General features: G+C 61.5%; 17 protein-coding genes. 7 read left to right on the top strand and 10 right to left on the bottom strand.

Going from position 1 to position 22461, the window contains the following annotated elements; all coding sequences use genetic code 11:
* Positions 1-175: 175 nt before the first annotated feature.
* Positions 176-907 carry a DUF6030 family protein gene (locus tag Sa4125_RS04630; RefSeq protein ID WP_224004154.1) on the top strand — a complete coding sequence of 244 codons (732 nt, stop codon included), beginning with the start codon at positions 176-178 and terminating at the stop codon, positions 905-907.
* Between the two features lie 308 nt (positions 908-1215).
* Here the strand turns inward: Sa4125_RS04630 and Sa4125_RS04625 are convergent, their stop codons facing one another.
* Both Sa4125_RS04625 and Sa4125_RS04620 read right to left on the bottom strand, forming a co-directional pair.
* Complete coding sequence (locus tag Sa4125_RS04625) at positions 1216-1806, bottom strand: L,D-transpeptidase (RefSeq protein ID WP_224004146.1); 591 nt, start codon at positions 1804-1806, stop codon at positions 1216-1218.
* A gap of 145 nt (positions 1807-1951) precedes the next feature.
* Positions 1952-2698, bottom strand: coding sequence for a sugar transferase (locus tag Sa4125_RS04620; protein WP_224004144.1), 747 nt, complete (start codon positions 2696-2698; stop codon positions 1952-1954).
* Positions 2699-3726: 1028 nt separating this feature from the next.
* On the opposite strand from Sa4125_RS04620, the gene Sa4125_RS04615 reads away from it, so the two are divergent.
* From Sa4125_RS04615 to Sa4125_RS04600, 4 genes are all read left to right on the top strand, one after another.
* Positions 3727-5154: a lipopolysaccharide biosynthesis protein gene (locus Sa4125_RS04615; protein ID WP_224004142.1), complete on the top strand. Its 1428-nt coding sequence runs from the start codon at positions 3727-3729 to the stop codon at positions 5152-5154.
* Between the two features lie 90 nt (positions 5155-5244).
* Positions 5245-6237 carry a glycosyltransferase gene (locus Sa4125_RS04610; protein WP_224004140.1) on the top strand — a complete coding sequence of 331 codons (993 nt, stop codon included), beginning with the start codon at positions 5245-5247 and terminating at the stop codon, positions 6235-6237.
* A 66-nt stretch (positions 6238-6303) separates the two neighbouring features.
* Complete coding sequence (locus Sa4125_RS04605) at positions 6304-7596, top strand: glycosyltransferase family 2 protein (protein ID WP_224004138.1); 1293 nt, start codon at positions 6304-6306, stop codon at positions 7594-7596.
* 212 nt (positions 7597-7808) lie between these two features.
* Positions 7809-8681 (top strand): polysaccharide pyruvyl transferase family protein, encoded by an 873-nt coding sequence (locus Sa4125_RS04600; RefSeq protein WP_224004136.1) that lies wholly within the window; start codon positions 7809-7811, stop codon positions 8679-8681.
* 151 nt (positions 8682-8832) lie between these two features.
* Here Sa4125_RS04600 and Sa4125_RS04595 read toward each other — a convergent pair whose 3' ends face one another.
* From Sa4125_RS04595 to Sa4125_RS04560, 8 genes are all read right to left on the bottom strand, one after another.
* A complete protein-coding gene (locus tag Sa4125_RS04595; RefSeq protein ID WP_224000747.1) occupies positions 8833-10365 on the bottom strand; it encodes an IS66 family transposase in 1533 nt (510 codons plus the stop codon).
* Between the two features lie 57 nt (positions 10366-10422).
* On the bottom strand, positions 10423-10779 hold the full coding sequence (gene tnpB, locus Sa4125_RS04590) for an IS66 family insertion sequence element accessory protein TnpB (protein ID WP_224000737.1): 357 nt from the start codon (positions 10777-10779) through the stop codon (positions 10423-10425).
* Complete coding sequence (locus Sa4125_RS04585) at positions 10776-11210, bottom strand: transposase (protein WP_224000735.1); 435 nt, start codon at positions 11208-11210, stop codon at positions 10776-10778. Before Sa4125_RS04585 ends, tnpB begins: the two co-directional genes overlap by 4 nt.
* Positions 11211-11422: 212 nt before the next feature.
* Positions 11423-12106, bottom strand: a complete 684-nt coding sequence (locus Sa4125_RS04580) for a hypothetical protein (RefSeq protein WP_224004134.1) — start codon at positions 12104-12106, stop codon at positions 11423-11425.
* Positions 12107-12212: 106 nt separating this feature from the next.
* Positions 12213-14519 (bottom strand): polysaccharide biosynthesis tyrosine autokinase, encoded by a 2307-nt coding sequence (locus tag Sa4125_RS04575; RefSeq protein WP_224004132.1) that lies wholly within the window; start codon positions 14517-14519, stop codon positions 12213-12215.
* 216 nt (positions 14520-14735) lie between these two features.
* Positions 14736-15563 (bottom strand): hypothetical protein, encoded by an 828-nt coding sequence (locus Sa4125_RS04570; protein ID WP_224004130.1) that lies wholly within the window; start codon positions 15561-15563, stop codon positions 14736-14738.
* A 182-nt stretch (positions 15564-15745) separates the two neighbouring features.
* Positions 15746-16921 (bottom strand): polysaccharide biosynthesis/export family protein, encoded by a 1176-nt coding sequence (locus tag Sa4125_RS04565; RefSeq protein ID WP_224004128.1) that lies wholly within the window; start codon positions 16919-16921, stop codon positions 15746-15748.
* Positions 16922-17802: 881 nt separating this feature from the next.
* The gene (locus Sa4125_RS04560; protein WP_223999936.1) at positions 17803-18636 is read right to left on the bottom strand and encodes an IS5 family transposase; all 834 of its coding nucleotides are present in this window, start codon (positions 18634-18636) and stop codon (positions 17803-17805) included.
* Between the two features lie 859 nt (positions 18637-19495).
* On the opposite strand from Sa4125_RS04560, the gene Sa4125_RS04555 reads away from it, so the two are divergent.
* Both Sa4125_RS04555 and Sa4125_RS04550 read left to right on the top strand, forming a co-directional pair.
* On the top strand, positions 19496-20704 hold the full coding sequence (locus Sa4125_RS04555) for an IS256 family transposase (protein WP_223998301.1): 1209 nt from the start codon (positions 19496-19498) through the stop codon (positions 20702-20704).
* 638 nt (positions 20705-21342) lie between these two features.
* On the top strand, positions 21343-21888 hold the full coding sequence (locus tag Sa4125_RS04550) for a PilZ domain-containing protein (RefSeq protein WP_224004126.1): 546 nt from the start codon (positions 21343-21345) through the stop codon (positions 21886-21888).
* Positions 21889-22461 lie beyond the last annotated feature (573 nt).

Raw genomic sequence — 22461 nt, 5'->3', positions numbered from 1 at the left:
GCGGTTCGGCTGCAATCTGCGCCGATGAGGGTAGGCAGGCTTTGCCCGCGCAGAGGCTCGAAATAGGATCGGTATGGTCGGTGCTGACAGGCCCCCATCGTTTCCAGCGACAGACCTGGGTGGTCCAAGAGGGCACCGCTTAACGTCGTCGCTGTCGGACCACAGCATCGCCCTGATGGTGATGAGGCTGCTTTTGGTTGGCGCGATCTGTGGTTGTGCCGCCGTTGCGGTTTATTGGCGTTCGGGCGTTCAGGATGTCGCAACCGGCGATCGCAGTGTGCCGGCCGTGGTTCACCACGACGGTCCGGCGGCAAAGGAAGCGCCGCAGCCGATCGCATCGGATGGCGACGCTGTGCTGACCGAAATCAATCCGCGACTTTTTGCATCGCGGCCAGCGCCCCTTCGATCCGGGTTAACTTTCCAGCGTCAAATCGTGATAGAGCCGCTCTCACTGTGCAAGGCGATGTCGACTGACGACGCCCTTGCCCACTGGTCGAAAAGCGTGGTGTATCCCGACGAGTGGGAATGCCTGGCGAGCGGGAAGCTGGCAGCGACCAATAACCCACAATCCTCCAGCATCTTCGCGATGGCGCGAGGCGAAGACGAGACGCGGGTCGGCTTCCTGCGTTTTAAGCTGGTGGCGCCCACGGCGAGTGCCGCCCTAACGGGCACCGTCGAACTGAATGAGCGAATGGCGAAGCTCTATGCGGCCATGCATCTGGATATGCCGCAGACAGCGAAATTGAACATATCGCGTCTCAAGCCGTTCAACCTTACCCAGGACGGCGTCCGCATCCGTTTTTCCAAAGAGGTGAGCGACGACTGGCGCTTCAATCTCACCATTGACCTTCCCAGGCCCAACAACGGCTATCGGACTTTCGCGCTGGATGCACCGACGCCCCCGTGAAGGTCGCGCGGGTCGCAGGCTGGCCATCCGGCTTGATCGGGGATCCGTTGCGGGGGCTGGGGAGTGGGCGACTGCGGCGTCAATTTCGATGGTGTCGCGGGATAGGAGCATGGTCGTCGCACCGAAAACGCTGTCGTCCCTCTCTGATTCAAGCGAGAAATCCGAACATGCGATCTGGCTCATCAGGCAGGTGCGCCCGGCTCTGCGCGTTGATCTGGGTCCGGCGGCCCTTTTCGTCATCGGATACCAAGGCGTCGCCATCCTTGTCCCTCGGCGAGGAAGTTCGCAGCGCCGCCAGGAAAGGGCGCCTACCGAGGCAGTACGATCACCGTGGCATGGAGCGGCACCCGGTCGAAGAGATCGATCACGTCCTGATTGAGCAAGCGAATGCAGCCCAACGAGGCCGTCCGCCCGATGGACCACCACTCGGATGTGCCGTGTACCCTGTAGAGCGTGTCGCGACCGTCCTGAAAAAGATACAATGCCCGCGCTCCCAGAGGATTGAGAGCCCCCGGCGCCCTCCCCTTCGGCTTCGTGCCCGTCCCCGCGGAACGCGCAATCATTTCAGGCGTCGGCGACCATGATGGCCAATGCGCCTTCCGCCCAATTTGAGCCGAGCCTGCCCAGGAAAAGGCGCCGTCACCCGTGCTGACGCCATAGCGCAAGGCGCGCCCGCCGGGCTCGATCAGGTACAAGAAGTTTTTGGAAGGATCGATGACGATCGTCCCTGGAGCGTATGGCGAGGCATAGGCCACCGTCTGACGCCGATACCGCGCCGGCACCCTGTCGATCGGGACCTGGGCAACGGAAAAACCGCCGTCGTTGATTGCCGCATACGATGCGGACGACGAAGAGAGCTGGCACCCTGACAGAACCAGCAGGGCAACGAGAAGCAGCATCGCGATCGCGTCGCTCGAAGTAAAAAAGGTCCCTCGCGACCGCCGCGAGAGACCTGTGGACTCATAGCTTCTCAATGGAAAATGCAAATTCGATACCTGCCGGTCAGATCGTCGCCGAAGATGCGCGATTGAGGTCGCAGTTATCTCAGCAACTGCCGCGTCCGGCAACCACGACCCACGCCGTCTTGGCAAGAATGCGAAGGTCGCTCCAGAGGCCGATCGACTGCGTATACTGCACGTCGAGAGCGACGCGCTCCCCATAGCCCACGTCGCTGCGGCCACTGACCTGCCACAGGCCGGTCAGTCCCGGACGAACGGACGTGTAGATCTCGTACTTGTCGCCGTACCGCGGGATCTCAGCAGCAACGATCGGCCGCGGACCGACAAGGCTCATTTCGCCTCGCAGCACATTGATCAGCTGCGGCAATTCATCGAGGCTCGACTTGCGCAAAATGTTGCCGACCGTATGGACGCGCGGATCGCGACGCAGCTTCTGCGTCTCCTCCCACTCCTTCCGGCTGGCCGGGCATGTCTGCAAGAGATTCTGCAGCTGCGCCTCGGAGTCACGCACCATCGAGCGGAACTTGAGACAATCGAAGGTTCTTTCGCCGACGCCGATCCGGCGATGCCGGAACAGAATAGGCACTCCGCCCTGCACCGCCACCGCAACAGAAATGATCAGCAGGATCGGAGCCAGAAAAATAATCACCAATGAGGCGACGATGATGTCAAGCGCTCTCTTTAAGCCAAATCGGACATAAAAAGAACTTTCGTCAGGACCGCGCACGCGCTGGCCATCAACTGGATTTCGGTTAGAGGAAAATTTCCAATATGATGGCAGTAATCCGCGTGATACCTGATATCGACCCGAGGATGCGTCATCTATACTCATTGCATCATCCATTTTTTCAGACCACAGTAAGGTAAACAGTCTATTACCCTGGCCTTGGAAGGGTTAGTCCATGCCTCGCTGCGGTGCAACAGGAATATTTGCAACGAATTCATGCAAATTAGACCGTCCTGCCATAATCATGGCAAGACGACGTGCCGTGACACCATCTTTGGACCGGCGAGAAATTGCCAACTTTTCGTACAGACCCCTTCAAGACTCTGTTTTTCCTAGATATTTTTGATCAATATTGCTGATGTATACCGCTAGATGAGCAGGGCCGACTCCAAGCGATATGGGCTGTTAACCAGAGACATCGTCTCATTGCATGGCAGCCATGCGCCGAGGAGGACGCAATTTTTGGCGCTCATGGAGTGCGGGTGTTGCCGTATGGAGCAACAGGTCATAAACTGAGAGCGAAATTAGCAGCCGATTAGCAGCCGAAAAATCAGCGTCTGGGGCGCTCAGACGCGGGAGTCGGGAGGCAGTTCTGTATCGAACTCGCCCCCCGCGCAACGGCGCCAGTCGGCCAGGATCGCTCCGGCGAAACCGCCATCTGCGGGCCAACCCGTTCCGGCAACCCTGCCCATCGTTGATCCATGCGGTTTCCCGCGGGCTTTACGCCCTCTCCTCGTTGTTCTCCGGAAGCGCGGAATGAGGCCAGATCGAAGCAGCCATGCAAGACGACCCTCGATGTCAGCAAATGTACGCATGCAGTCGAACCTCACCTTCGATGGGTCTCGACACTCTCACTAGATATTCATGCCGCATATTACTTGCCATATCGTGCGAGCGACTAGGATATCGATGCTTCGGACTGGCAGACCTGGAGCATAGCCCATTGCAGACTGACAGCGTTTGAAATATGCCTTGGTCGTCATTGGGAACCGGACCCAAACACAATCGTGCACGGCCGAAGAGGACCATCGCCATTGAGCGAGAGCGGACGATCGCGAGACGACCCGACAAACGGCATCCCCGTTTTGCCTGACGAATATGCCGCTCCGACCACGGGCCGGCAGAAGGCGGCCATGCGTGGCGTCATCTGGTCCAGCGTGACCGTGATCGTTCCAACGCTGACCAGCAGCGCGGTTTTCATCATCAGTTCGCGCTACCTGTCACCGGTCGATTTCGGACTGGTCGCGCTTGCCGCGAGCATTGGCTCTTTCGTCAGTGCCATCGCGCCTGCCGCCTTCGCCGAAGCGTTGGTGCAGCGCTCTCAGATCAGCCGGAGCCATCTCGATACGATCTTTTGGCTGTGTTTCGGTTCTTCCCTGGTCTTGTACGCCCTGCTCATCGCCCTTTCCGAGCCGATCGCCCGTCTGACGGGCGCGCCGCTCATGGCGGCGCTGCTACCCGTGCTGGGATCGCGAGTCCTGTTCGATCTGGCGGCGGCAGTCCCGAACGCGCTGATCATCCGATCGATGAGATTCAACCTGTTTGCCCTGCGCACGACTGTCGCGGCCATCGTTTCGGGCATTCTGTGCATCGGACTGCTGCTTTTTGGCTTCGGTCTCTGGGCGCTGGCGGTCTCGCAGGTGACCGTGTCGGTGATTGCATGCGTGGCGTCTTTCCTGAGTGTCGAGTGGAGACCGCGCTTTGCCTTTAGTCTCCAGTCGCTCCGCCAGATCGCCCACTACGGAATTTTTGCATCCGGCAACCGTTTCATGCAGATGATGAGCCTCGACCAGATCGCCTTCGGCTCGCTGGCGGGTCCGGCCGCGCTCGGCATTTTCAACTTTGCCCGGCGCGTGTTTCTCATGCTGAACGATGTGATCGCCGGTGCGCTCGGGAATGTGTCTCACACGCTGCTTTCCTCGCTGCAGAACGACCAGCGCAAGGTGCGGGAGGCGTTCCTGCTGGCAACGTACGGATCCGCCTTGATTTCCTTCCCGGCCTTTGCCGGCCTCGCAATCGTGGCGGACGATGTGGTTCCCCTGATCTTCGATCCCAAATGGATCCCGGCTGTCCTGCCTTTGCAGGGCTTCTGCGCCATCGGACTGCTCAGCTGCATCGGCGTCATTCAGGCTTCCCTGTTCAAGAGCCAGAACAGGGAAGCCTGGTGGTTCTACTATCAGTTGATTTCGCAAGTGGCCACCATTCTCATCGTTGCTTTCGGGTACTCGTACGGCGTCGACGCGGTTGTGATCGCGATCGCGGTAAAGACCTACCTCTTCTGGCCTGCAAGCGTGGGCATGGCGTCCCGTCTTGTCGGCATCAGCCAAGCCACCTACCTCAAGCAGTTTCTCGCTCCGGCAGGCGCCGCGCTCGCCATGGCGGCTGTCGTCCTTGGCCTTCGGCACTTTTTGAGCGATGAAGAGCAGCTGCTGCGCCTGGCCATCGAGGTCTTCGCGGGCGGCCTGGTCTACCTTGTCATCGTCGCGATAGCCTCGCGGCACCGGCTCAAGCCGCTGGTCGCTCTGGTCAGGGCGCGGCGGCAGAAGTTAAGCGTCGCCTGAAGTAGAACTGGAACGGCCTTTCCTCCGCCGACAGGTCGGATTGGCGGCGAAATTCAAGCGCAATTCATCGGCGAGTTCGTGGAAAACATTATGCTGACACAAGACGACGGCGCCTTAGTTCATATCCGCACGCCGACCTACAAGCGGCCAGCGGCACTGCGGCGAGCGCTTGAGGGACTCCGGGATCAGACCTGGCAGAACTGGGTCTGCGACGTCTACGACGATGACCCGGATGCAGCGGGCGAACTTGTCTGTTCGGAGATCGGCGACCCTCGGATCCGCCATCACCGGAACGCGCCGCGACGCTACGCCTCCAAGAACATAGACCAGTGTTTTTCACGGGAGAACCCGCACGGCGCCAGCTACTTTTTTGTGTTGGAGGACGACAATCTCGTGCTTCCGACGTTCATCGAGCAGAACATCGAGTTGATGCGAACCTACGGGGTCGCGCTGCTTCTTCGCAATCAGGTCGTGGAACATCTGAGCGGCTCGCCCGACGCCTATCTGGGAGAGAGTGGCGTCCTCGACGATCTCTTCCGGGAGGGACTTTACGACGCCGCGACCTTCCGCTCGTCGCTGCTGTCGGGGATCGGCGTATCGAATGGCGGCCTGTTCTGGTCGAGCGCGGCGAAGACGGAGCTGGAGATCGGCTATCCCTGCAACGCCACGCTTCAGGAATACATGCGCACTTTTTCAATTGCCGAGGACATCTATGTGGCCATGGAGCCCCTGGGTGTCTGGGCTGAGAACGGCGAGCAGACGACCCGGGACAGCGGCGGTACGGCTTCCTACCTGAAGCGGGAGCTGGATCTAAAACGTGCGGTACAGTGCCTGCAGCGCAACGTCTGGAAAGGCATGAGCCGGGCCCAGCAGAAAGCCTTCCTGACGAACGAGCGGCTGGCTTCGTCGGCGGAGGTACGCGCGCGGGTCTTGTCGAAAGCCTTGATCCCGGTCGGCGCCCAGCGTCTCCTTGGCCTTCGCGAAACACTTCGTCTGGCGGGGCGCGGGGCAGCCATCCGATTGCTCGGGCGCAACACCCCGACATTCTCAGAATTTGTTGTCTCCCGCAGCCGTCAGCACTGATCCAGATAGCCGAGGGAGCGGATCCAGCGCGGGATCTCTTTCGCCTTGCCAGACCGAGAGGCCATAATGATGGACAATCCGCGCTTCGAGGAGACCGGGACGCTGGTCTCCATTGTGATGGCCGCACACAATGTCGAGGATCTGATCGACGAAGCCATCGCCTCCGCACGGGCGCAGACCCACGGCAATCTCGAGGTCCTGATCATTGACGACGGATCGACCGACGGAACCGTCGAGCGCGTGTCGCAGCACGCCCAGGTCGACCCCCGTGTTCGCTGCATTTCCGGCAAATTCGGCGGCCCCGCCGCGGCTCGCAATCGGGCCATCGCCGAAGCCCGGGGCGACTGGCTACTGGTCTGTGATGCCGACGACGTGATGCATCCGCGCCGGATCGAGCGCATGTTGCTTTGGGCCAGAGACACGGGCGCCGCAATCGTCGGTGACGAGCTGATCGCCTTTAGCGACACAGGCGGCAAACGCACCGCCTGGCTGTTCATCGGCCGGCAGTCCGAAGGCCCGGTCATCCCCGTGACGGCGGAGGAATTGTTCGGCTTGAACACGGCCGGCAAGGCGAGCAGCTTCGGCTACATGAAGCCGCTCATAGACGTCCGGGCGCTCCGTCGCTCCGGGGCCCACTACCGCGAGCACCTGATGATTGGTGAGGACTTCGACTTTCTCGCTCAGTTCATCCTTGGCGGGGAAAAGGTAGTCTATGTGCCGGAACCATACTATCTCTACCGTCGGCGCTCCACGTCGGTTTCGCACCGGATCGACGCGTCTCAGGTCCGCCAGATGCTGGCAGCCAATGACGCCATCCTCAGCGCTCTTCCGGCCGGCTCGCCGACCAGCGAAATCGTTCGGGAACGCGGTCGTCGCCTCGGCAATTACGCCCGGTCCGTCGACCTCATTGCAAGCCTCAAGGCCGGCGACTTGCGCGCCGTCGCTGCGGGCATCCTGAAACATCCAGGAAGCATGGCGCCTCTTGCCCGGTCCCTGACGGAAGCCGTCCGCAGGCGCGTCCAGCGAAATCCAGCCGACGAGAAAGTCGATTGCGACTACTCGCTGAGCATCCGGGACAGCGCGGACGGCAAGACCTCGAGCGTCAAGCAGGGCAGCACCGTCAACCTTGCTGTGGGAACCTCCCTGGCCGAGCGGGCAACGGCAGCGGCGCTCGCCGTCGCTCTTGGACGGACGGCGACGGCCATTGACTGCGTCGATCCCGGACTTGAGGACTACGCTGTCTTTGCCAAGGGCTGCGAGCAGTCGGGAATCCGAAAATGGTCTGACCAAACGAGCGATGCCCCGCAGACCCGAACGACCACGGTCGTACGCCACGGCGAGCGGCCTCTACCCCGATAATCCTGCTGCCCCAATCCTTCCGGGACGGGAGCCGCCAGCGCCCCTTCTCGGCCGACAATCCAAAGGATCCGTCCATGCGTCTGCTTTACTTTAAGACCAAGATCCCGAATTTCGGGGACGACTTGAACGGCTTTCTCTGGCCCCATCTCGTGCCCGAACTTTTTGAAGACGACAACCGTCAGGGCTTTCTCGGTATCGGCACGATCATCGGCATGCAGTTTCCCGAGATCGAGCGGCTCCACGTCTTCTCCAGCGGCGTCGGCTATCTCCCCGTTGATCGTCATGACAGCAACCGACAGGTGTGGTGCGTGCGCGGGCCGCTCTCGGCCGAGCAACTCGGGATCGACGCCGACAAGGCGTTGACCGACGGAGCGATCCTGTCGCCGAGACTGTACCCCAAACCGTCAACATCCCTCGGGACCGTCGTCATCCCGCATTGGGAGACTCTGCTTCACAACGACTGGGACTCGGTCTGTCGCAATGCCGGAATGACGCTCATCGATCCCATGGGGGCGGTCAGCGACGTTATTCCGAAGATCGCCTCGGCCAAGCTGGTTCTCACCGAGTCGCTGCACGGAGCGATCATCGCCGACACTTACGGCATCCCATGGATTGCCTTCACCACCAACAAGAGCTTCTCGGTCTTCAAATGGACGGACTGGACCCGCTCGGTCGGGTTGCCGCTGAAGCTGCGCGTGATTGCGCCTCCGTCCGGCGAAGTCCTGTTGCGCATGGGAATGCCGACGCTCGGGCGATGGGGTCAGGCCGTCGAGCCCACGCAGGCGCAGTTGACGAACGAGATCACCCAGCGCGTCGCGCCTCGCCACGCGGCCGTCGCTCCGCCACCCAAAGGCGGCGTCGCCGCAGCGCTCAAGCAGCAGGCGAAAAAGTTCGTTCTCGGCAACCAGGTTACCGCCCGCCTGATGGGGATTGGCGCGGAAATGACAGCACAGCAGCTGACCGATCTCGCTAAGACGGAGACACCGAGCCTCAGCACCGCAGAACGCCGCGCTGAGCTCACCGAGCGCATGCTGGGCCGATTGCTGGATCTTTGTCGAACACAGGGTGTCGAACCCAAACTGTAAGCCTGCTCTCGGCTGAACCGCACCGGTTTTCCAGCGGATCCGCGTCGAGAGAAACGGCCGTCAGGCCGCTGGCGGCCCGCATCACGGCCACCGCGGCTTGTTGGCCGCACGCGCAGATTCAGGTGGTGCTTCAAATCCGTAAGCGTCGTCCTCAAGCCACGTCGGCGAGCGCGTCCGTGGGCCTAAACTGCCATGGCATGAGATCATCGATGCCGCTGTTGGGATGGCCCTTTACGATCAGCGTGATGACGGCGGTCATGTAGGCCTGTGGATCGACGCCGTTGAGCTTGCAGGTTTCGATCAGCGAAGCGATGACGGCCCAGTGGCCGGCCCCGCCGTCGGAGCCTGCGAACAGGGCGTTCTTACGGGTCAGGGCCAGCGGGCGGATCGAGCGCTCGACGGTGTTGTTGTCGATTTCCACACGGCCGTCGCCTGTAAAGAGGCAAAGGCCTTCCCAACGTGAGAGCGTGTAGCGGATCGCCTCGGCGAGCTTGGTCTTCTGGCTGATGAGCGCGAGCTTCTCGCGCAGGAATAGCTCGATCGCGTCGAGGACGGGCCTCGTTCTTTCCTGGCGTGCGTGACGGCGGACCTCGGCCGGTCGTCCCCGGATCTCGGTCTCGATCCGGTAGAGCGCAGCGATGCGCTCCAGCATCTCGGCCGCGATCGGTGCGGGGCCGGCGGCGGCGAGTTCGTAGAACCGTCGGCGGACATGCGCCCAACAGAAGGCGAGCCGGACATCCCCTTTCTCGGCCAGCACCTTGTAGCCGCCATAGCCGTCGACCTGGAGGATGCCGGCAAACCCCTTGAGATGGGCGATGGGCCGCTCGGCCTTGCGGTCGGGCGCATAGACATAGGCAACGGCGGGCGGGTCGCCGCCCTGCCATGGCCGATCGTCCCGGGCATAGGCGAAGAGCTGCCCGGTCTTTGTCCGGCCGCGACCGGGATCGAGCACCGGCGCCGTGGTCTCGTCAGCAAATAATTTCGATGATGCCTTGAGGTGGCCCAACAGCCGCTCGTGGATGGGACGCAGCAGGAAGGCAGCTCGACCGACCCAGTCGGCGAGCGTCGAGCGGTCGAGATGGACGCCCTGGCGGGCGTAAATCTGCGCCTGGCGATAGAGCGGCAGATGGTCGGCAAATTTGGAGACGAGGACGTGGGCGACGGTAGCCTCGGTGGGCATGCCGCCCTCGATCAGCCGTGCCGGCGCCGGCGCCTGGACGACAACGCCCTCGCAGGCCCGGCAGCCATAGCGGGGCCGACGGGTGACGAGCACCCGGAACTGGGCCGGCACGATGTCGAGCCGCTCGGCGACGTCCTCGCCGATGACATGCAGGGCATGGCGGCAGCACGGGCAGGCCTTGTCCTCGATGTCGACGACCATCTCGATCCGAGGCAGGTGGGCAGGCAGCGAGCCTCGATTTGCCCGGCGCTTGGCGGCGCGCTCTGTCCGAACGTCCGGAGCCGCGGCCTCTGCGGCCGCCTCGTCATCGGCTGCGGCCTGCTCGACCTCTTCGAGGCCCAGCAGAAGCTGATCTTCCGGCAGCGTCTCGGCCCGGCGTCCGAAGCGGTGGCGCTGCAATTCCTTGATGATTTGCTCGAGACGTTCAGCCCGCAGACGCTCGGTGATCAGCATCGCCTTGAGCGTGCCGGGATCGTCGGGAAGCGTGTCGGCAGCGGGTGTCATGCCAGAAGTGAATCACCTCCCAACGCCTGCGGCAACAGGCTTTTGTGTCCCCAGAGGTCAGCCTGATGACGACGGGACGCGGCTGGTCTGGACCTCGTGGACTCGGCGCCAGTCGAGGCCTTCGAGCAGCGCCGATAGCTGCGCCGCGGTCAGGTGCATGACGCTGTCCTGGGCCTTCGGCCAGCGGAACTGGCCGTCCTCCAGCCGCTTGGCGACCAGCACCACGCCGGTGCCGTCCCAGAATACCAGCTTGATCCGGTCGGCCCGCTTGGCCCGGAAGACGTAGACCGTGCCCGAGAATGGATCGGCGCCCATCGTCTCGCGCACCAGCGCCGCCAGTCCTTCCGCGCCCTTGCGGAAGTCGACGGGCTTGGTTGCCACCATCACCCGGACCGCGCCCGTCGGCCCGATCACGAACCACACTTCAGCGCCGAGATCACCGCCGCTATCGTCGTTGGGCTCGCGTCGGGGCCAATGCGAACAACGACGCCACAGAGCTCCAGTTCGATCCCGCCGCCGCTTCGAGCCGCAGCCCGCTTGCGGCGCGGCGGCTTCGGCGAATTGTGCGGCACGACACTCGAGGGCGGTTCGACGATGACGGGCACGAAAGCCGGCGAGGCCGCCGAGCCCGCATCGAACACACGGCGTGCCTCACGCCGCCACCCAAAAATCTGCTGCGGCAATAGCCCGTGCCGACGGGCCACTTCCGAAACCGCCGCGCCTGACACCAAGGTCTCCTCCAGGATCCGTGCCTTGTCGTCCGCCGACCAGCGACGCCGTCCCCCAGCCCCGTTGATCACCTCGACCCGGCGCATCGGCTTAAGCGTAATGTCAAATCCAGACACAGAACGATCCTCTTCAAGATCGTCAGACTCGCCTGTCAGGCCACAGCGCGAAAGGTGGAGCCGGGATGACGCTTACTCAAATCCCCGCGATCGACACTCACAACTGACCGGCATGGGGCGGGCCCTGCAACAAAGCAGCCGTCTTCCTTGGGAGAAACGAACATCGGCGAGGCCCTCGGCGATGGTCACGCGCCGCGTGACAACGCTCGGCCTCAGCGGCTGCTCGATTGTCCGAAACCGAGAGGCGCCAGATCGAAAACACGGAACCGCGCAGCCCGGCTCTGCCGTTCTTGCTTGCCATCGCTCACGGTTTGTAGCGCCAAACGACGCTCCGGCAAAAGTCGCGCCAACGCCTCGTCAGCGATGCCGCCGGCACCGCTCTGGCGAAGCGCGGCCGTTGTTGCGACAGCGGTAGCGACTGCTCCCAGTCGCAAGGCAGCGTGGAGATCATCGGCCAGTACGCGATTGTAGATCGGCACCACCTTGTCGCCCAGAAGCGGCGCCAACAGGGTCCAGCGCCGCTGAAGTACCGACTCTTCGTAAGGCGCAGTCCGGATGGACATGGCCACGAATTGCAGGAAGCGCTCGGGCTCGTACACGGCCAGCCGATCGAGCGTGGCGGCGACGAGCCAGAGTCCGCCGTCCAATGGATTGCATCTGAGCGCGAACGCGACTGCGTCCTGCGCACCGACGAAGCGCTCAGTCCGCTGCTCGACCGGGACAGAATCCAGCATGCTTCGCTTCAAGAGAAACAAGGCGGCCGTCACGCGACTGCTGGCCATCTTGCCGCTGCAGCTGCGATTTCGCTCCAGGAGCGCGCCAATCTGGTCCTGTCGCTCGGGCGAGGCAAGCGGCTCCTCACGCATGACCTTCAGCGTGCTGGCCAGTTGGTCCAACCGATACGCCGAAACCTGCTCTACCAACGCCCGCCCGGCGAAACCGACGAACGCACAGCAGAAGCCAAGGCGAAGGAGGATCCCGAGCCGCTTCGGCCAGACATGCTCAACTATGGTAATAGCCTTTGTACTGCGACGAATAATACTCGACCGCGCCGTAAGAGCGATAGAGCTTCATCTTGCTCGCGTCCGACTTGTTCAACACGACGCCAAGGGTCTTTGCAGCGATAGCCGGGTTATGGCTCAGCATGCTGCGAACGATGTAGCGCGATGTCTCCCCCCATTCGACGACGAAGACGAAGGCATCGACGCGATGCGCAAAGGCTTTGGCATCCACGACGGGGCCGATCGGCGGCAAGTCGACAATGACATAGTCGAACTTGCTCTTGTTGCTGTCGAGCATCTTGGCCATGCTCGGTGAGGCCAGAAGCTCAGCGGTATGCGATACGCGCCGCTTGAGGACGGTGGGCAGAACAGCAAGGCGTCCGGAGGAATCCCACCGCAGCGTTTCCTCAAACTCCGAAGCGCCGACAATGGTCTCGATCAGCCCGTTCTCCGGGATGGATTGAAGGCTTCGCGTCAGGCCGGGGTTTCGCATGTCGCCATCGACCAGCAACACCTTTGCGCCCTGCATGGCCAGGAGAATTCCCAGATTGGCCGAAATCGTCGATTTGCCTTCCGAGGGGAGACAGGAGACAACGCCGATCACTTTCGATGAGAGCTCCGGCATTCCCATGTCGGCTGCGACCTTGATGTTGCGCAGGGTTTCGGCGAACGGCGACATAGGGTGGAAGCGCACATGCGTCGCCATCGACTCCGGCCGCCAGATGTCCCCGCCCGCTTCCATCTTGGCAGCACTGATCTGCTCGTCGCGAAGCGGTCCATTCGACACGATCGGCATGTAGCCGAGAAACTCGACATTCAACTCGCGCCTGATCTGATTGCCTATCCGGAAGAAGCGATCGCGATATTCTCGAAACCCACCGACACAGGTGGCGGCAGCAACGCCCAGCACCGCGAACAACGCCAGGATCAGCGGCTTCTTCGGCGAACTCGGGCGCGCCGGTTCGGCTGCCTGCGTGATGACGCGCGCTTCGGTGATCGGGAATGACTGCTGCTGCACGGTTTCCTGGTACCGCTGCAGGAAGTTGTCGTACAGTGACCGGAAAGTGTCCGCCTCACGCTCCAGTTCGCGCAGCTTAACCTGCGATGTATTTTCGTTTGCGTTCACGCCGACGATCTCGGCCAAACTATTGCGCAGAGACTCTTCCCGACTGGCGGCAACTTTATAAGTGCTTAAATAGCTTTCCGCTATGCGGCGCATCTCTTCGAATATCTGCGCTTCATACTTCCGGACCTCCGCCTGAAGGCGAATGACCTGGACATGGGTTGGCCCAAGCTTGGCGCGGATTTCGGACTCGCGCTTGGAAACATCGAGATACTTGCCACGCAGGGAATTGATGGTTGAGCTGGCGAGCGCATCGTTGACCACCGCATCGGTCCGTCCGCTCTTGATCAAGTTCTCGATCTGGTCGAACTGTGCCTTGCTTTCCGCAGTCGCCGCCTGTGCCGTCACCAGCTGAGTGTTGATCTCCGACAGCTGCTGTTCGGAAACGAGCTGCCCCCCCGCGGTGATGAGCCCGTTGTCCCGTCGGAACTGCTGTACCTTCAGGTCGGCCTCAAACGACTGCTGTTTCAGCTCGGCGATACGGTCCTGAAGCCAGACACTCGCCCGCTTGGTCGCGTCGAATTTCGCCTGCAACTGATCGTCCAGATAGGCTTCACCATAGGCATTGGCGATATTGGCGGCGAGATAGGGAATGGCCGAGGTGTAAGAGACGGAGAGTACGTAGGTCGTACCGACGCGCGACACGACGATATCCCGCATGAGTGTGCCGACCGCCGCGCCGAACTTGGCATCGGCGACGTTTTCATCGCTGTCATCAAGTATCTGGGCGGGAAACAAAAAATCGCTCAGCGAGCTGACGACGGACCGGACACTGCCGACGGCAGAGCCAAGAACGGACGGAGCACCGGCGAGGAAATCATCATTTTCATTCAGCTTGAGCGCCACGACGACGGCTTTTGCCATCTCCTTGGACTTCAGCAATTCCACCTGACTGTCCATGTCGGCGTCTTGGTTGGCGGTCGTGGCGGGGCCCGTGAGTTCGGTCACCACCTTCGATCTGCTGCGATCGATCAGAATATTGGTCGAGGCCGTATATAGCGGAACCGCGGTGATCAAATAGGCGAGGCCCAGCACCAACCCCACGATGCCGCCTGCGATGATCACCCAGATCTGTCGCCTGACGGCTGCCAGCAACCGGTCTAGATCAATAAAATAGCCGCCGTCCCCATCAGCGCTTGATTCCGCTGCAACGGGGGGAACTTGCGACTCCGAAAAATGGATCATTAAAGAGCCTATCTAGATGCAGGATCCAAGCCACCCCACCCTGAGTACAAACCACACTCACCATCTTCAGAATAAGTGATTTTTGTGGCCTGACACCTTCGATAAGCGCTGGGGGTCGACAATCACCCCCAGCTCGCCGGCAAAGCCAACGTGCGGAAATCCATCGGAGATGAAGACAGGAGGGAAGGCGCTTCCTGTCACTCCACCGAAATCGACCTAGCCGGCGGGGCTGGCGATCCCGGTGGCGGCACCATCGGTCAGCGTCGTCGTCGTGCTAAAGGAAGGGCTACCCGAGCCTCCGACGGAGAATGAACCGTCCGAGGTCGCAACCGTGCTTGTCGTACCCGCAACACCCGAGGCGCCCTGGGCTCCGCCGCCAGAAACCGACCCGGGTCCGCCGCCGGCACCCGCGCCGCCGGCAGCACCGGCGCCCGCATTGCCCAGAGCCGCGGTGGCCGTCTGCGAAAGAGCAGCCTGGAAAGCCGCAATCACGCGCGGCGACCCACTTTGGGCGACCGCGTCCAGGACAAAGGCCGCATATTCCGGCGCTACGGTCTGCGCGGTCAGGACTGCACGGGCCATTCCAGCGCCGATTGCGGCCTGCTGCGCAGGACTGGCGATGCCATCCCTGCCGATTGTCAGCAATACCGCGACCGACCGATTGTCGGATCCGGTCAGGGAGGTAACGTAGCTCGACATCGGTAGCCCGGCATTAGGATTGGCGACGATCATGCTCTGCGGGTTGGCCAGCCAACCGGAAATTATATCGTCCGACACACGTGCCGAGCCGGAGAGGTAAGCCGAGGGCATGACGGAGCCCGGGACAGGGGCTTCCAGCGACGCGACATCTCCCGAAGCAGGCGCGACCCCAGCGGCGGCAACGGGTTCGGCAGCATCCTGCGGAGCCGGGGCGGATGGCTGAGCCATCGGATCGACCACTGGCAGGTTTTCCGGCGAAACGCTCTGCGCCGTCGCGCCACCGGACAACAGGAGGCCGACACTCGCGGCGCTTGCCCAAAGGGCTTTCTGCATGCGGTTTGACATCTTAATTTCCACTGGTGTGCCTCGTGCGGACAGCCGCACTCAAACTATATTGCAGACTTCCAACACAAGCGCAAAGGACGGTTGGCAGAACTTACCATTTGGTTAGCAAAGGCGACCCGCTGACTGCGACGTACCTTCCGAGGCGTAGCGGGGAAAGGGGAGCGCCGCCACCGGCGCCCCGCTCAATTCCGGATGATGTTGACGGCGGTCCGCCCCGAAGCGATGTCGACGGCAGGCCCGGCAACGCCTGACGACACCGAGTTTATTACGCTCAGGAACTTAACGACCTCGGTCGAGTCAGAGTTGGACACGTAGAGGATGTCCTTGTCCTGCATCGCAAACTGCTGCGCAAGGAAATACGTCGACGGATCGCGCATGTCGACGCGGAAGATCACCGGGAATCCACCCGTCGCCTTCGCCGCGACCGGCATCCCGATCTTGGCAAGGACTTCCGGCGAGACGAGGCGGTAGAGGAATACCTGACCCGGATCGGCGCGCGCATCCAGAAGGCCACCCGCCTTGCCGACCGCCTCGGCCAAAGTGAGATTGGACTCCTCGAAATCGATCCGGCCGTTTAGCCCGGAAGCGCCGAACGCCAGGAAGGTTCGCCGGTCTCGGTTGGCGTAGATCGTGTCGCCGGGATAAACGAAGATGTTCTCTTCCGGCTTTTCCAGCAGCAGGTCGAACGGAACCGTTGCCGTCGTTCCGTTGCGCTGCAGCGTCACCGTGGTTTCCCGGCTCGGAGAGCTGATGCCGCCGGCCCGCGAAATGAGGTCGAGCACGCGCTCGCCGCCAGCAGTCACCTCGAACCGGGCCGCCCCATTGACGTCACCCAGAACCGCAGCCTGGCTCGACGTGCTGGTCACCACATTGATGACCACCTGAGGCTCGATCGCCCGATCGGCCAGGCGGGACCGAATGTCTGCCTCGACGGCCGCTGGAAGCCGACCTGCGGCCGGCACTTCGCCAGCATAGGGAACGCTGATCATTCCCCGCGTGTCGACCCGCTGCTGCGGCAAGGTCACATAGTTTCCAGGGCGGGTTCCCGACTCTGCCGGAATGAACAAGCCACCTGCCGACGACTCGAAAATTGTCACCGCGACCACATCGCCACTTCCGAGCGGCAGTTCCGGCGGCTTGCGCTTCGTGGCCCCAAATCCCCTGCTGAACGACTCGACCTTGCTCGTCGGAAAGTAGGTCAGCACGGTTGGCGTCAGGTCGACGAGAGCATAGTTGAGGAGTGGTTTCTGGTCGGCCGCAGCCGCGAAATAAAGTGTCGCCTGCTTTCGGATGAGCGTGTCATCCGGCCCCGACCGAGGCAGCGCCGTGCAACCGGAAAGGCCCACAAACGCAGCCATCGCTCCCGATGTCAGCATCCATCCAGCATGACCCATAAATTGCAGTCCCTTTTGTCGATGCCGAGATCGCGCCCATTTGACCCATTCCAACAGAAGCTCGTTCGCTGGCGGCCGATTGGTATCAGGGTTTGAATTTAATTGTCTGCTGAAATGCACTCTCTCTTAGCCGAAAAGCTTCGTTACGGGATAAGTGATGCTGCAGCGCAACACATTGAGCAAATTTTCATTTAGATTCATGATGATGGGGACTACTGACCAATCCTCCATGGTTAACGTCTTGGGCGCGAAATTTGGTCTTTTTGATGCCGAGCCTTGGGGGCGCCGCCCGCCCGCGAATGTCGCCCCCGGTGTACTGGGTCCGATCCGGGTGGAGTTCCCCCGGTTTCGGGGACACGATCCGACGATCGAAGGGACGTGTCTAAATGCCGAGAACGAGATCCCCATCCGGCCGAGCTTCCTGAGCGGATCGTCGCGCGATTGCGAGCGGCTCGATTGCCGCAAGTTCGCCCACCCAGACCGCCGCCCGCATGGCCGTCTTCAGCTCCATCGAAGGCTTGGTACAATCTCGGACGCAGACATTCGGCCCTCGGCGACGAACCACCGGCCGAATGCCAGAAATCGCCGCGATTGCCGCCCGGCAGAATGCCAACCCTCTATCTATCCGCGGAAGCGGGGAAATTCAGCGTACCCGCGCCTCGGCAATCTCTTGAATACGCTTCACGAGGAAGGCCTAATCGCTGCGTCGGGATCGTTAGGTGTAGGGCGACCGGGTCGACCTTGAGGGCAGACAGGCTCGGCTGGTCGACGCTTCTTGAGACGCTCGAACCTCGTCCACAAGCCGGCGCAGACCAGCACGCCTAAGAGCCCGATTCAGAAGTTTCTCAAGCGTAGCAATATCTTGCGGTTCGCCGGGTAAGCATGCGGATGGAGGCGATCAGCGCCCATGCGGTTGAAGAGGAGACGGAAGTTTCCCAGTCTTTTGCGAGGCGGCGGCATCGTCCGAGCCACGCGAAAGTGCGCTCGACGACCCACCGTCGAGGCAGGATCTCGAAGCCTTTGGCGACATCTGATCGCTTGATGATCTCGATGGTCCAGTCGCCATGGCGGGCGATCGCGTCGCGCAGTTTCTGCCCGGCGTAACCGCCATCGGCGAAGACATGGCGCAGCCACGGGAAACGCCGGCGTATCGCCTTGAGCACATCGACGGCGCCGTCCCGGTCTTGAATATCGGCGGCATGCACGAGAATCATGACCAGGAAGCCGCAGGTGTCGGTGAGGATATGGCGCTTGCGGCCCTTGATCTTCTTGCCGGCGTCATAGCCGCAAATCCCGCCGCTTTCCGTGGTTTTGACCGACTGGCTATCGATGACACCGGCACTGGGCGAGGCTTCGCGTCCTTCGATTTCGCGCAGGCTCATGACCAGCGCCATGTTGATCGCATCGAACAGACCGGCATCGCGCCACGCGTAAAAATAGCGCCGCACCGTCGAAACCGGCGGAAAGCATTTGGGCAACAGCCGCCATGCACATCCGCTCGATGCGATGTAGAGCAAGGCGTTCACAACTTCGCGCATGTCCGCCGAGCGGCGCCGCCCTCCGCGTTTCGCGGCTGGGATAAACGGAGCCGTCACCATCCACTCCCGATCCGTCATATCGCTTGGATACCGCAACCCCTCCCGGCTATGCTCGCGCCGGGCAATACCAGACCATGCCATCGTTCACTCCATCTCCTCGCAAAGACGGCCTGAATCACAACATACTGGTATTGCTCAACAACTTTCGGATCGGGCTCTAAGAGCTTCAAGGCATTGTCGGCCCCTTCCTGCCCCGCCATTGAAGGAACCACAATCTGCTGGAATTGCTTGGGTATTTCGAATTGGGTTCATCACTAACTACTACCCCGCCGAAACGACATCATTTGTGATTTTGATTTTGATTTTTTTCACTTTATATAAATATTACTATTTGAAATTTGTGTTGGGCATGAGGATTCTTCGTGCGTGGATCGTCGATAAGACTAGTGGCCATTTTAGTGTGCCTGACGATTTGGATAATGATTTACACCTTGTATATTTCGGTGGGCCATTGATGATGAGTGCGTCGGTGACCTGCACTGAATTGTCATTGAGCGGCAATGATCCTCGACCGTTTCTGCTACGTCGCAGGGTGCGGGTTGAGCAACCGACGGAGACGCGAAGCCCAAACCGAGCGAAGCGTCCGATCCGGTTGCGGTGAGGATTTGGGCGAAGACCGGCTGGTCTGGTATCGAAACAGCTATCCGGTCTCGCAGTGTTGATGTTCTGCGTCCATTCTGCGGTGGCGCGTCGAGTGTCATAGAGGCCTTCTAGAACGGCAGACTCCCGCACGTGAGCCTGGACCGGAAGCCCCCTGACCACGCTTGCCTCAACCTGCCGCATCCCGCGGCGGCATAGGCTCAGCAGACAATCCACTTGGCGAGCCGGTAGTGTCCGCGCTCGTGGTGGAAATTCCGACATTGAAAGGTGTGGCTGAGGCGGTCACCGGATAGGGCGGCTAAGGTGGAGTTGCGAGACTTCAACCTGACCGGAGAACCCGATGACCGAGGACAGACTACCGCTTGCCGAGCTTTTTGCGAAAGCCGGGGACGGCGATTTCCTGAGAACGATAGCCGAGAGCGTGATGCAGCTCCTTATGGAGGTCGACGTTGAAGGCATGATCGGCGCCGGGCGCCACGAACGGACGCAGGAACGGGCGACTTATCGCAATGGCTACCGCGACCGCTCGCTCGACACGCGGCTCGGCTCGTTGCAGCTTCGGATACCCAAGCTTCGGCAGGGCAGCTACTTCCCGCCGTTCCTGGAGCCGAGAAAGCTCTCGGAGAAGGCCTTGGTTGCCGTCATTCAGGAAGCTTGGATCAGCGGCGTTTCCACCCGGCGGGTCGACGATCTGGTACAGGCCATGGGGCTGTCGGGGATCGGCAAGAGCACCGTATCGAAGCTGTGCAAAGACATCGACGAACGCGTCGGCGGCTTCCTCGACCGTCCTCTCACTGGCGACTGGCCCTACCTCTGGCTGGATGCGACCTACCTGAAGCAGCGCGAGGGTGGACGCATCGTTTCGGTCGCCGCCATAATCGCCGTGGCCGTGAACACGGACGGCAAGCGCGAGATCGTCGGCCTTCACATCGGCCCCTCGGAAGCGGAGACGTTTTGGTCGAGCTTCCTCAAGAGCCTCGTGCGCCGCGGCCTGTCCGGCGTGAAGCTCGTGATCTCGGATGCTCACGAAGGGCTGAAAGCCGCCATTCGCCGGGTGTTCAGCGCCTCCTGGCAGCGCTGCCGGGTGCATTGGATGCGCAACGCCCTGTCGTATGTCCCGAAGGCGCAGCAGAGCATGGCGGCGGCCGCGCTGCGCCAAGCCTTCGCCCAGCCCGATCGTGCTAGCGCCAGCCAGGCGCTGCGCCACGTCGCCGACCAGCTTCGGGGAAAGTGTCCAAAGCTCGGGGCCTTCATCGACAACAGCGAGACCGACGTGCTGGCGCACATGGATTTTCCCAGTCAGCACCGGACCCGGATCCATTCGACGAATTCCCTGGAGCGCCTGAACAAGGAGGTGAAGCGGCGTGCCGACGTCGTCGGAATCTTCCCGAACGAGGGATCCATCATCCGGCTCATCGGCGCCGTCCTTCTCGAGGCCAACGACGAATGGCAGATCCAGAACCGCTACATGCAGACCGAACCCATGGCCGACCTCATGGCCATGGGCAACACTGCAAAACCCGAACAGATTTCCACCGAAGTCGCCTGAAACGGAGCCGCTTCAGCTACACTCAATTTCCACCACGTTGACGGACACGACCTGGCGAGCCGGCGAGCCTGTGCAGACAGACCGAGCCACCTCTATGATCGCCTGCGCCTGCCTGCCATCAAGGCCGCGGCGTGGAAATAAAAGGTCTCGCAGGCGTCCTTTCAGCCCGACATGTCCGCCATCTCTCGGCGATCATCAATATCCTCGAGGCGCCGCGCCTCCCCGACCCCGTTCCCAAATGAATCCTCATCGCCGTAAGGAAGCACAAGGGCGGCTGCAGCGCGCACAAGATGCGGCTACGCCCCGTCAGGGCGTCCATCGGAACAAGTTGAGCGGCATCAGGACACTCAATACACGGTCGAAAACGTGCAAATGCGTTTCATTCTAACGGTTTCCTAAAAGCATTCTCAGGCAAAAATTGGATACAGGGTTGTGATGTGGCGGAGCAGCCGCGCGACTGGCACTCATTGGCGATCTCGGCGCCGTCTTCAGGCTCGTCTGATGGCTGTCATTTGAACGAATTGTCGGCACGGCGCCGAACAGGACACGAGCGACGGCGGGCCCCGATTATCCCCGAGGGGTGCCGGATACTGCAACAAGGGGCGGGATCGAAAGACGTCCCGCTCTCAAATAAAGGCATGGATTTCATGGCGCTGCTAGCTCAAGAGGCATTCTTCGAAACGTCGGATTTTCGGGGAAAGCCGCGACGGACGCTATATCTGCCGGTCAATGCAGCGATTGAGGTCAGCGGCCAAACTCAGGCGATCATCCACAACCTTTCCGAGTCCGGCCTTCTAGTCGAAACAAAGGCGGATTTGGCGCTCGGCGAATGGTTGCATGTCGAAATTCCGGACCTAGGGCTCCGGTCTGCACAGGTGGCCTGGGCCAGCGATGGCCTGTTCGGATGCAAGTTTGCGGAGGAGATGTCGAAGGCAACCGTCAGCGCGGTTTTCCTGCGGGCGCCCTTCGAGAACCAACCCTCAGTGCCCGTCGGACTGGCCACGGTGCCCGCACAATCCCCAGCCCCGGAAGTGACAGGAGGACTGGGAGGCCTGCAGGCAGACGACGAACAGACGACCGCCCTCAGCGCTACGTCCGGAAACTCCGGCAAGTTCGTCCGGACTGCCGCCCTCGGCGTCTGCGCTGTTTTCTGGACCGCACTATTGATCTACGCATCCAGCTGATATGGGGCCGAGGCAATCGGCGCTTCTCGACTAAGATCGGGCTGCCCCCAGGGCGAAGCCCGACCTAGCGTTTCGGGTGATTTTCCGGGATCGCGCGAAACGCTGGCTTTCAAGTTGCCGCGCCGGATACTGCGAAAAACCGGTTCCCACTTTTTCACCCCGCGCTCAATCTGAGCGAGACACCCGCGAGCCGAAGAATGCACCGGGCGGCGATGTCGATTACCTCAGCGCAGAGTCCAGCACATTCTGCTCGACGAGGCAGGCGAAGCCGCGCCTGTGGCGAAGGAGATGAATCCCCACTCGAGAAGATGTTCGGCCGGACGTCTCGAACTGATCGTGACCCGCTCGAGCAGACATGGACGCCGAGACTGATGGTCGTCGCGCGAGGGGTCCTGGCGCGCAAGGCATGGCTGATGCCCACCGGCCGCCTGACGTCCGTAGTGTAGCGGACGACGTCGCTCCAACCGAGACGATCTCCGCGAAGCCATCTAAAACATCATCGTCAATGTCCCACCAGCCGAATGCAAAAACTTCGCCAATTCAGACCATGGCGAAACTAAACTCAATCCGCAC

The sequence above is a fragment of the Aureimonas sp. SA4125 genome, assembly GCF_019973775.1.
In the GTDB taxonomy this organism is placed as follows: Bacteria; Pseudomonadota; Alphaproteobacteria; order Rhizobiales; family Rhizobiaceae; genus Plantimonas.
The sequence above is the reverse complement of the archived record's forward strand: the minus strand, read 5'-3'. Positions and strand labels throughout refer to the sequence as shown.

Excerpts from the sequence above, each read along its gene's own strand:
- Sa4125_RS04630 (WP_224004154.1), top strand. The coding sequence starts at position 176 with ATGGTGATGAGGCTGCTTTTGGTTGGCGCGATCTGTGGTTGTGCCGCC.
- Sa4125_RS04625 (WP_224004146.1), bottom strand. The coding sequence starts at position 1,806 with ATGCTGCTTCTCGTTGCCCTGCTGGTTCTGTCAGGGTGCCAGCTCTCT.
- Sa4125_RS04620 (WP_224004144.1), bottom strand. The coding sequence starts at position 2,698 with ATGAGTATAGATGACGCATCCTCGGGTCGATATCAGGTATCACGCGGA.
- Sa4125_RS04615 (WP_224004142.1), top strand. The coding sequence starts at position 3,727 with ATGCGTGGCGTCATCTGGTCCAGCGTGACCGTGATCGTTCCAACGCTG.
- Sa4125_RS04610 (WP_224004140.1), top strand. The coding sequence starts at position 5,245 with ATGCTGACACAAGACGACGGCGCCTTAGTTCATATCCGCACGCCGACC.
- Sa4125_RS04605 (WP_224004138.1), top strand. The coding sequence starts at position 6,304 with ATGATGGACAATCCGCGCTTCGAGGAGACCGGGACGCTGGTCTCCATT.
- Sa4125_RS04600 (WP_224004136.1), top strand. The coding sequence starts at position 7,809 with ATGCAGTTTCCCGAGATCGAGCGGCTCCACGTCTTCTCCAGCGGCGTC.
- Sa4125_RS04595 (WP_224000747.1), bottom strand. The coding sequence starts at position 10,365 with ATGACACCCGCTGCCGACACGCTTCCCGACGATCCCGGCACGCTCAAG.
- Sa4125_RS04575 (WP_224004132.1), bottom strand. The coding sequence starts at position 14,519 with ATGATCCATTTTTCGGAGTCGCAAGTTCCCCCCGTTGCAGCGGAATCA.
- Sa4125_RS04570 (WP_224004130.1), bottom strand. The coding sequence starts at position 15,563 with ATGTCAAACCGCATGCAGAAAGCCCTTTGGGCAAGCGCCGCGAGTGTC.
- Sa4125_RS04565 (WP_224004128.1), bottom strand. The coding sequence starts at position 16,921 with ATGGCTGCGTTTGTGGGCCTTTCCGGTTGCACGGCGCTGCCTCGGTCG.
- Sa4125_RS04560 (WP_223999936.1), bottom strand. The coding sequence starts at position 18,636 with ATGGCATGGTCTGGTATTGCCCGGCGCGAGCATAGCCGGGAGGGGTTG.
- Sa4125_RS04555 (WP_223998301.1), top strand. The coding sequence starts at position 19,496 with ATGACCGAGGACAGACTACCGCTTGCCGAGCTTTTTGCGAAAGCCGGG.
- Sa4125_RS04550 (WP_224004126.1), top strand. The coding sequence starts at position 21,343 with ATGGATTTCATGGCGCTGCTAGCTCAAGAGGCATTCTTCGAAACGTCG.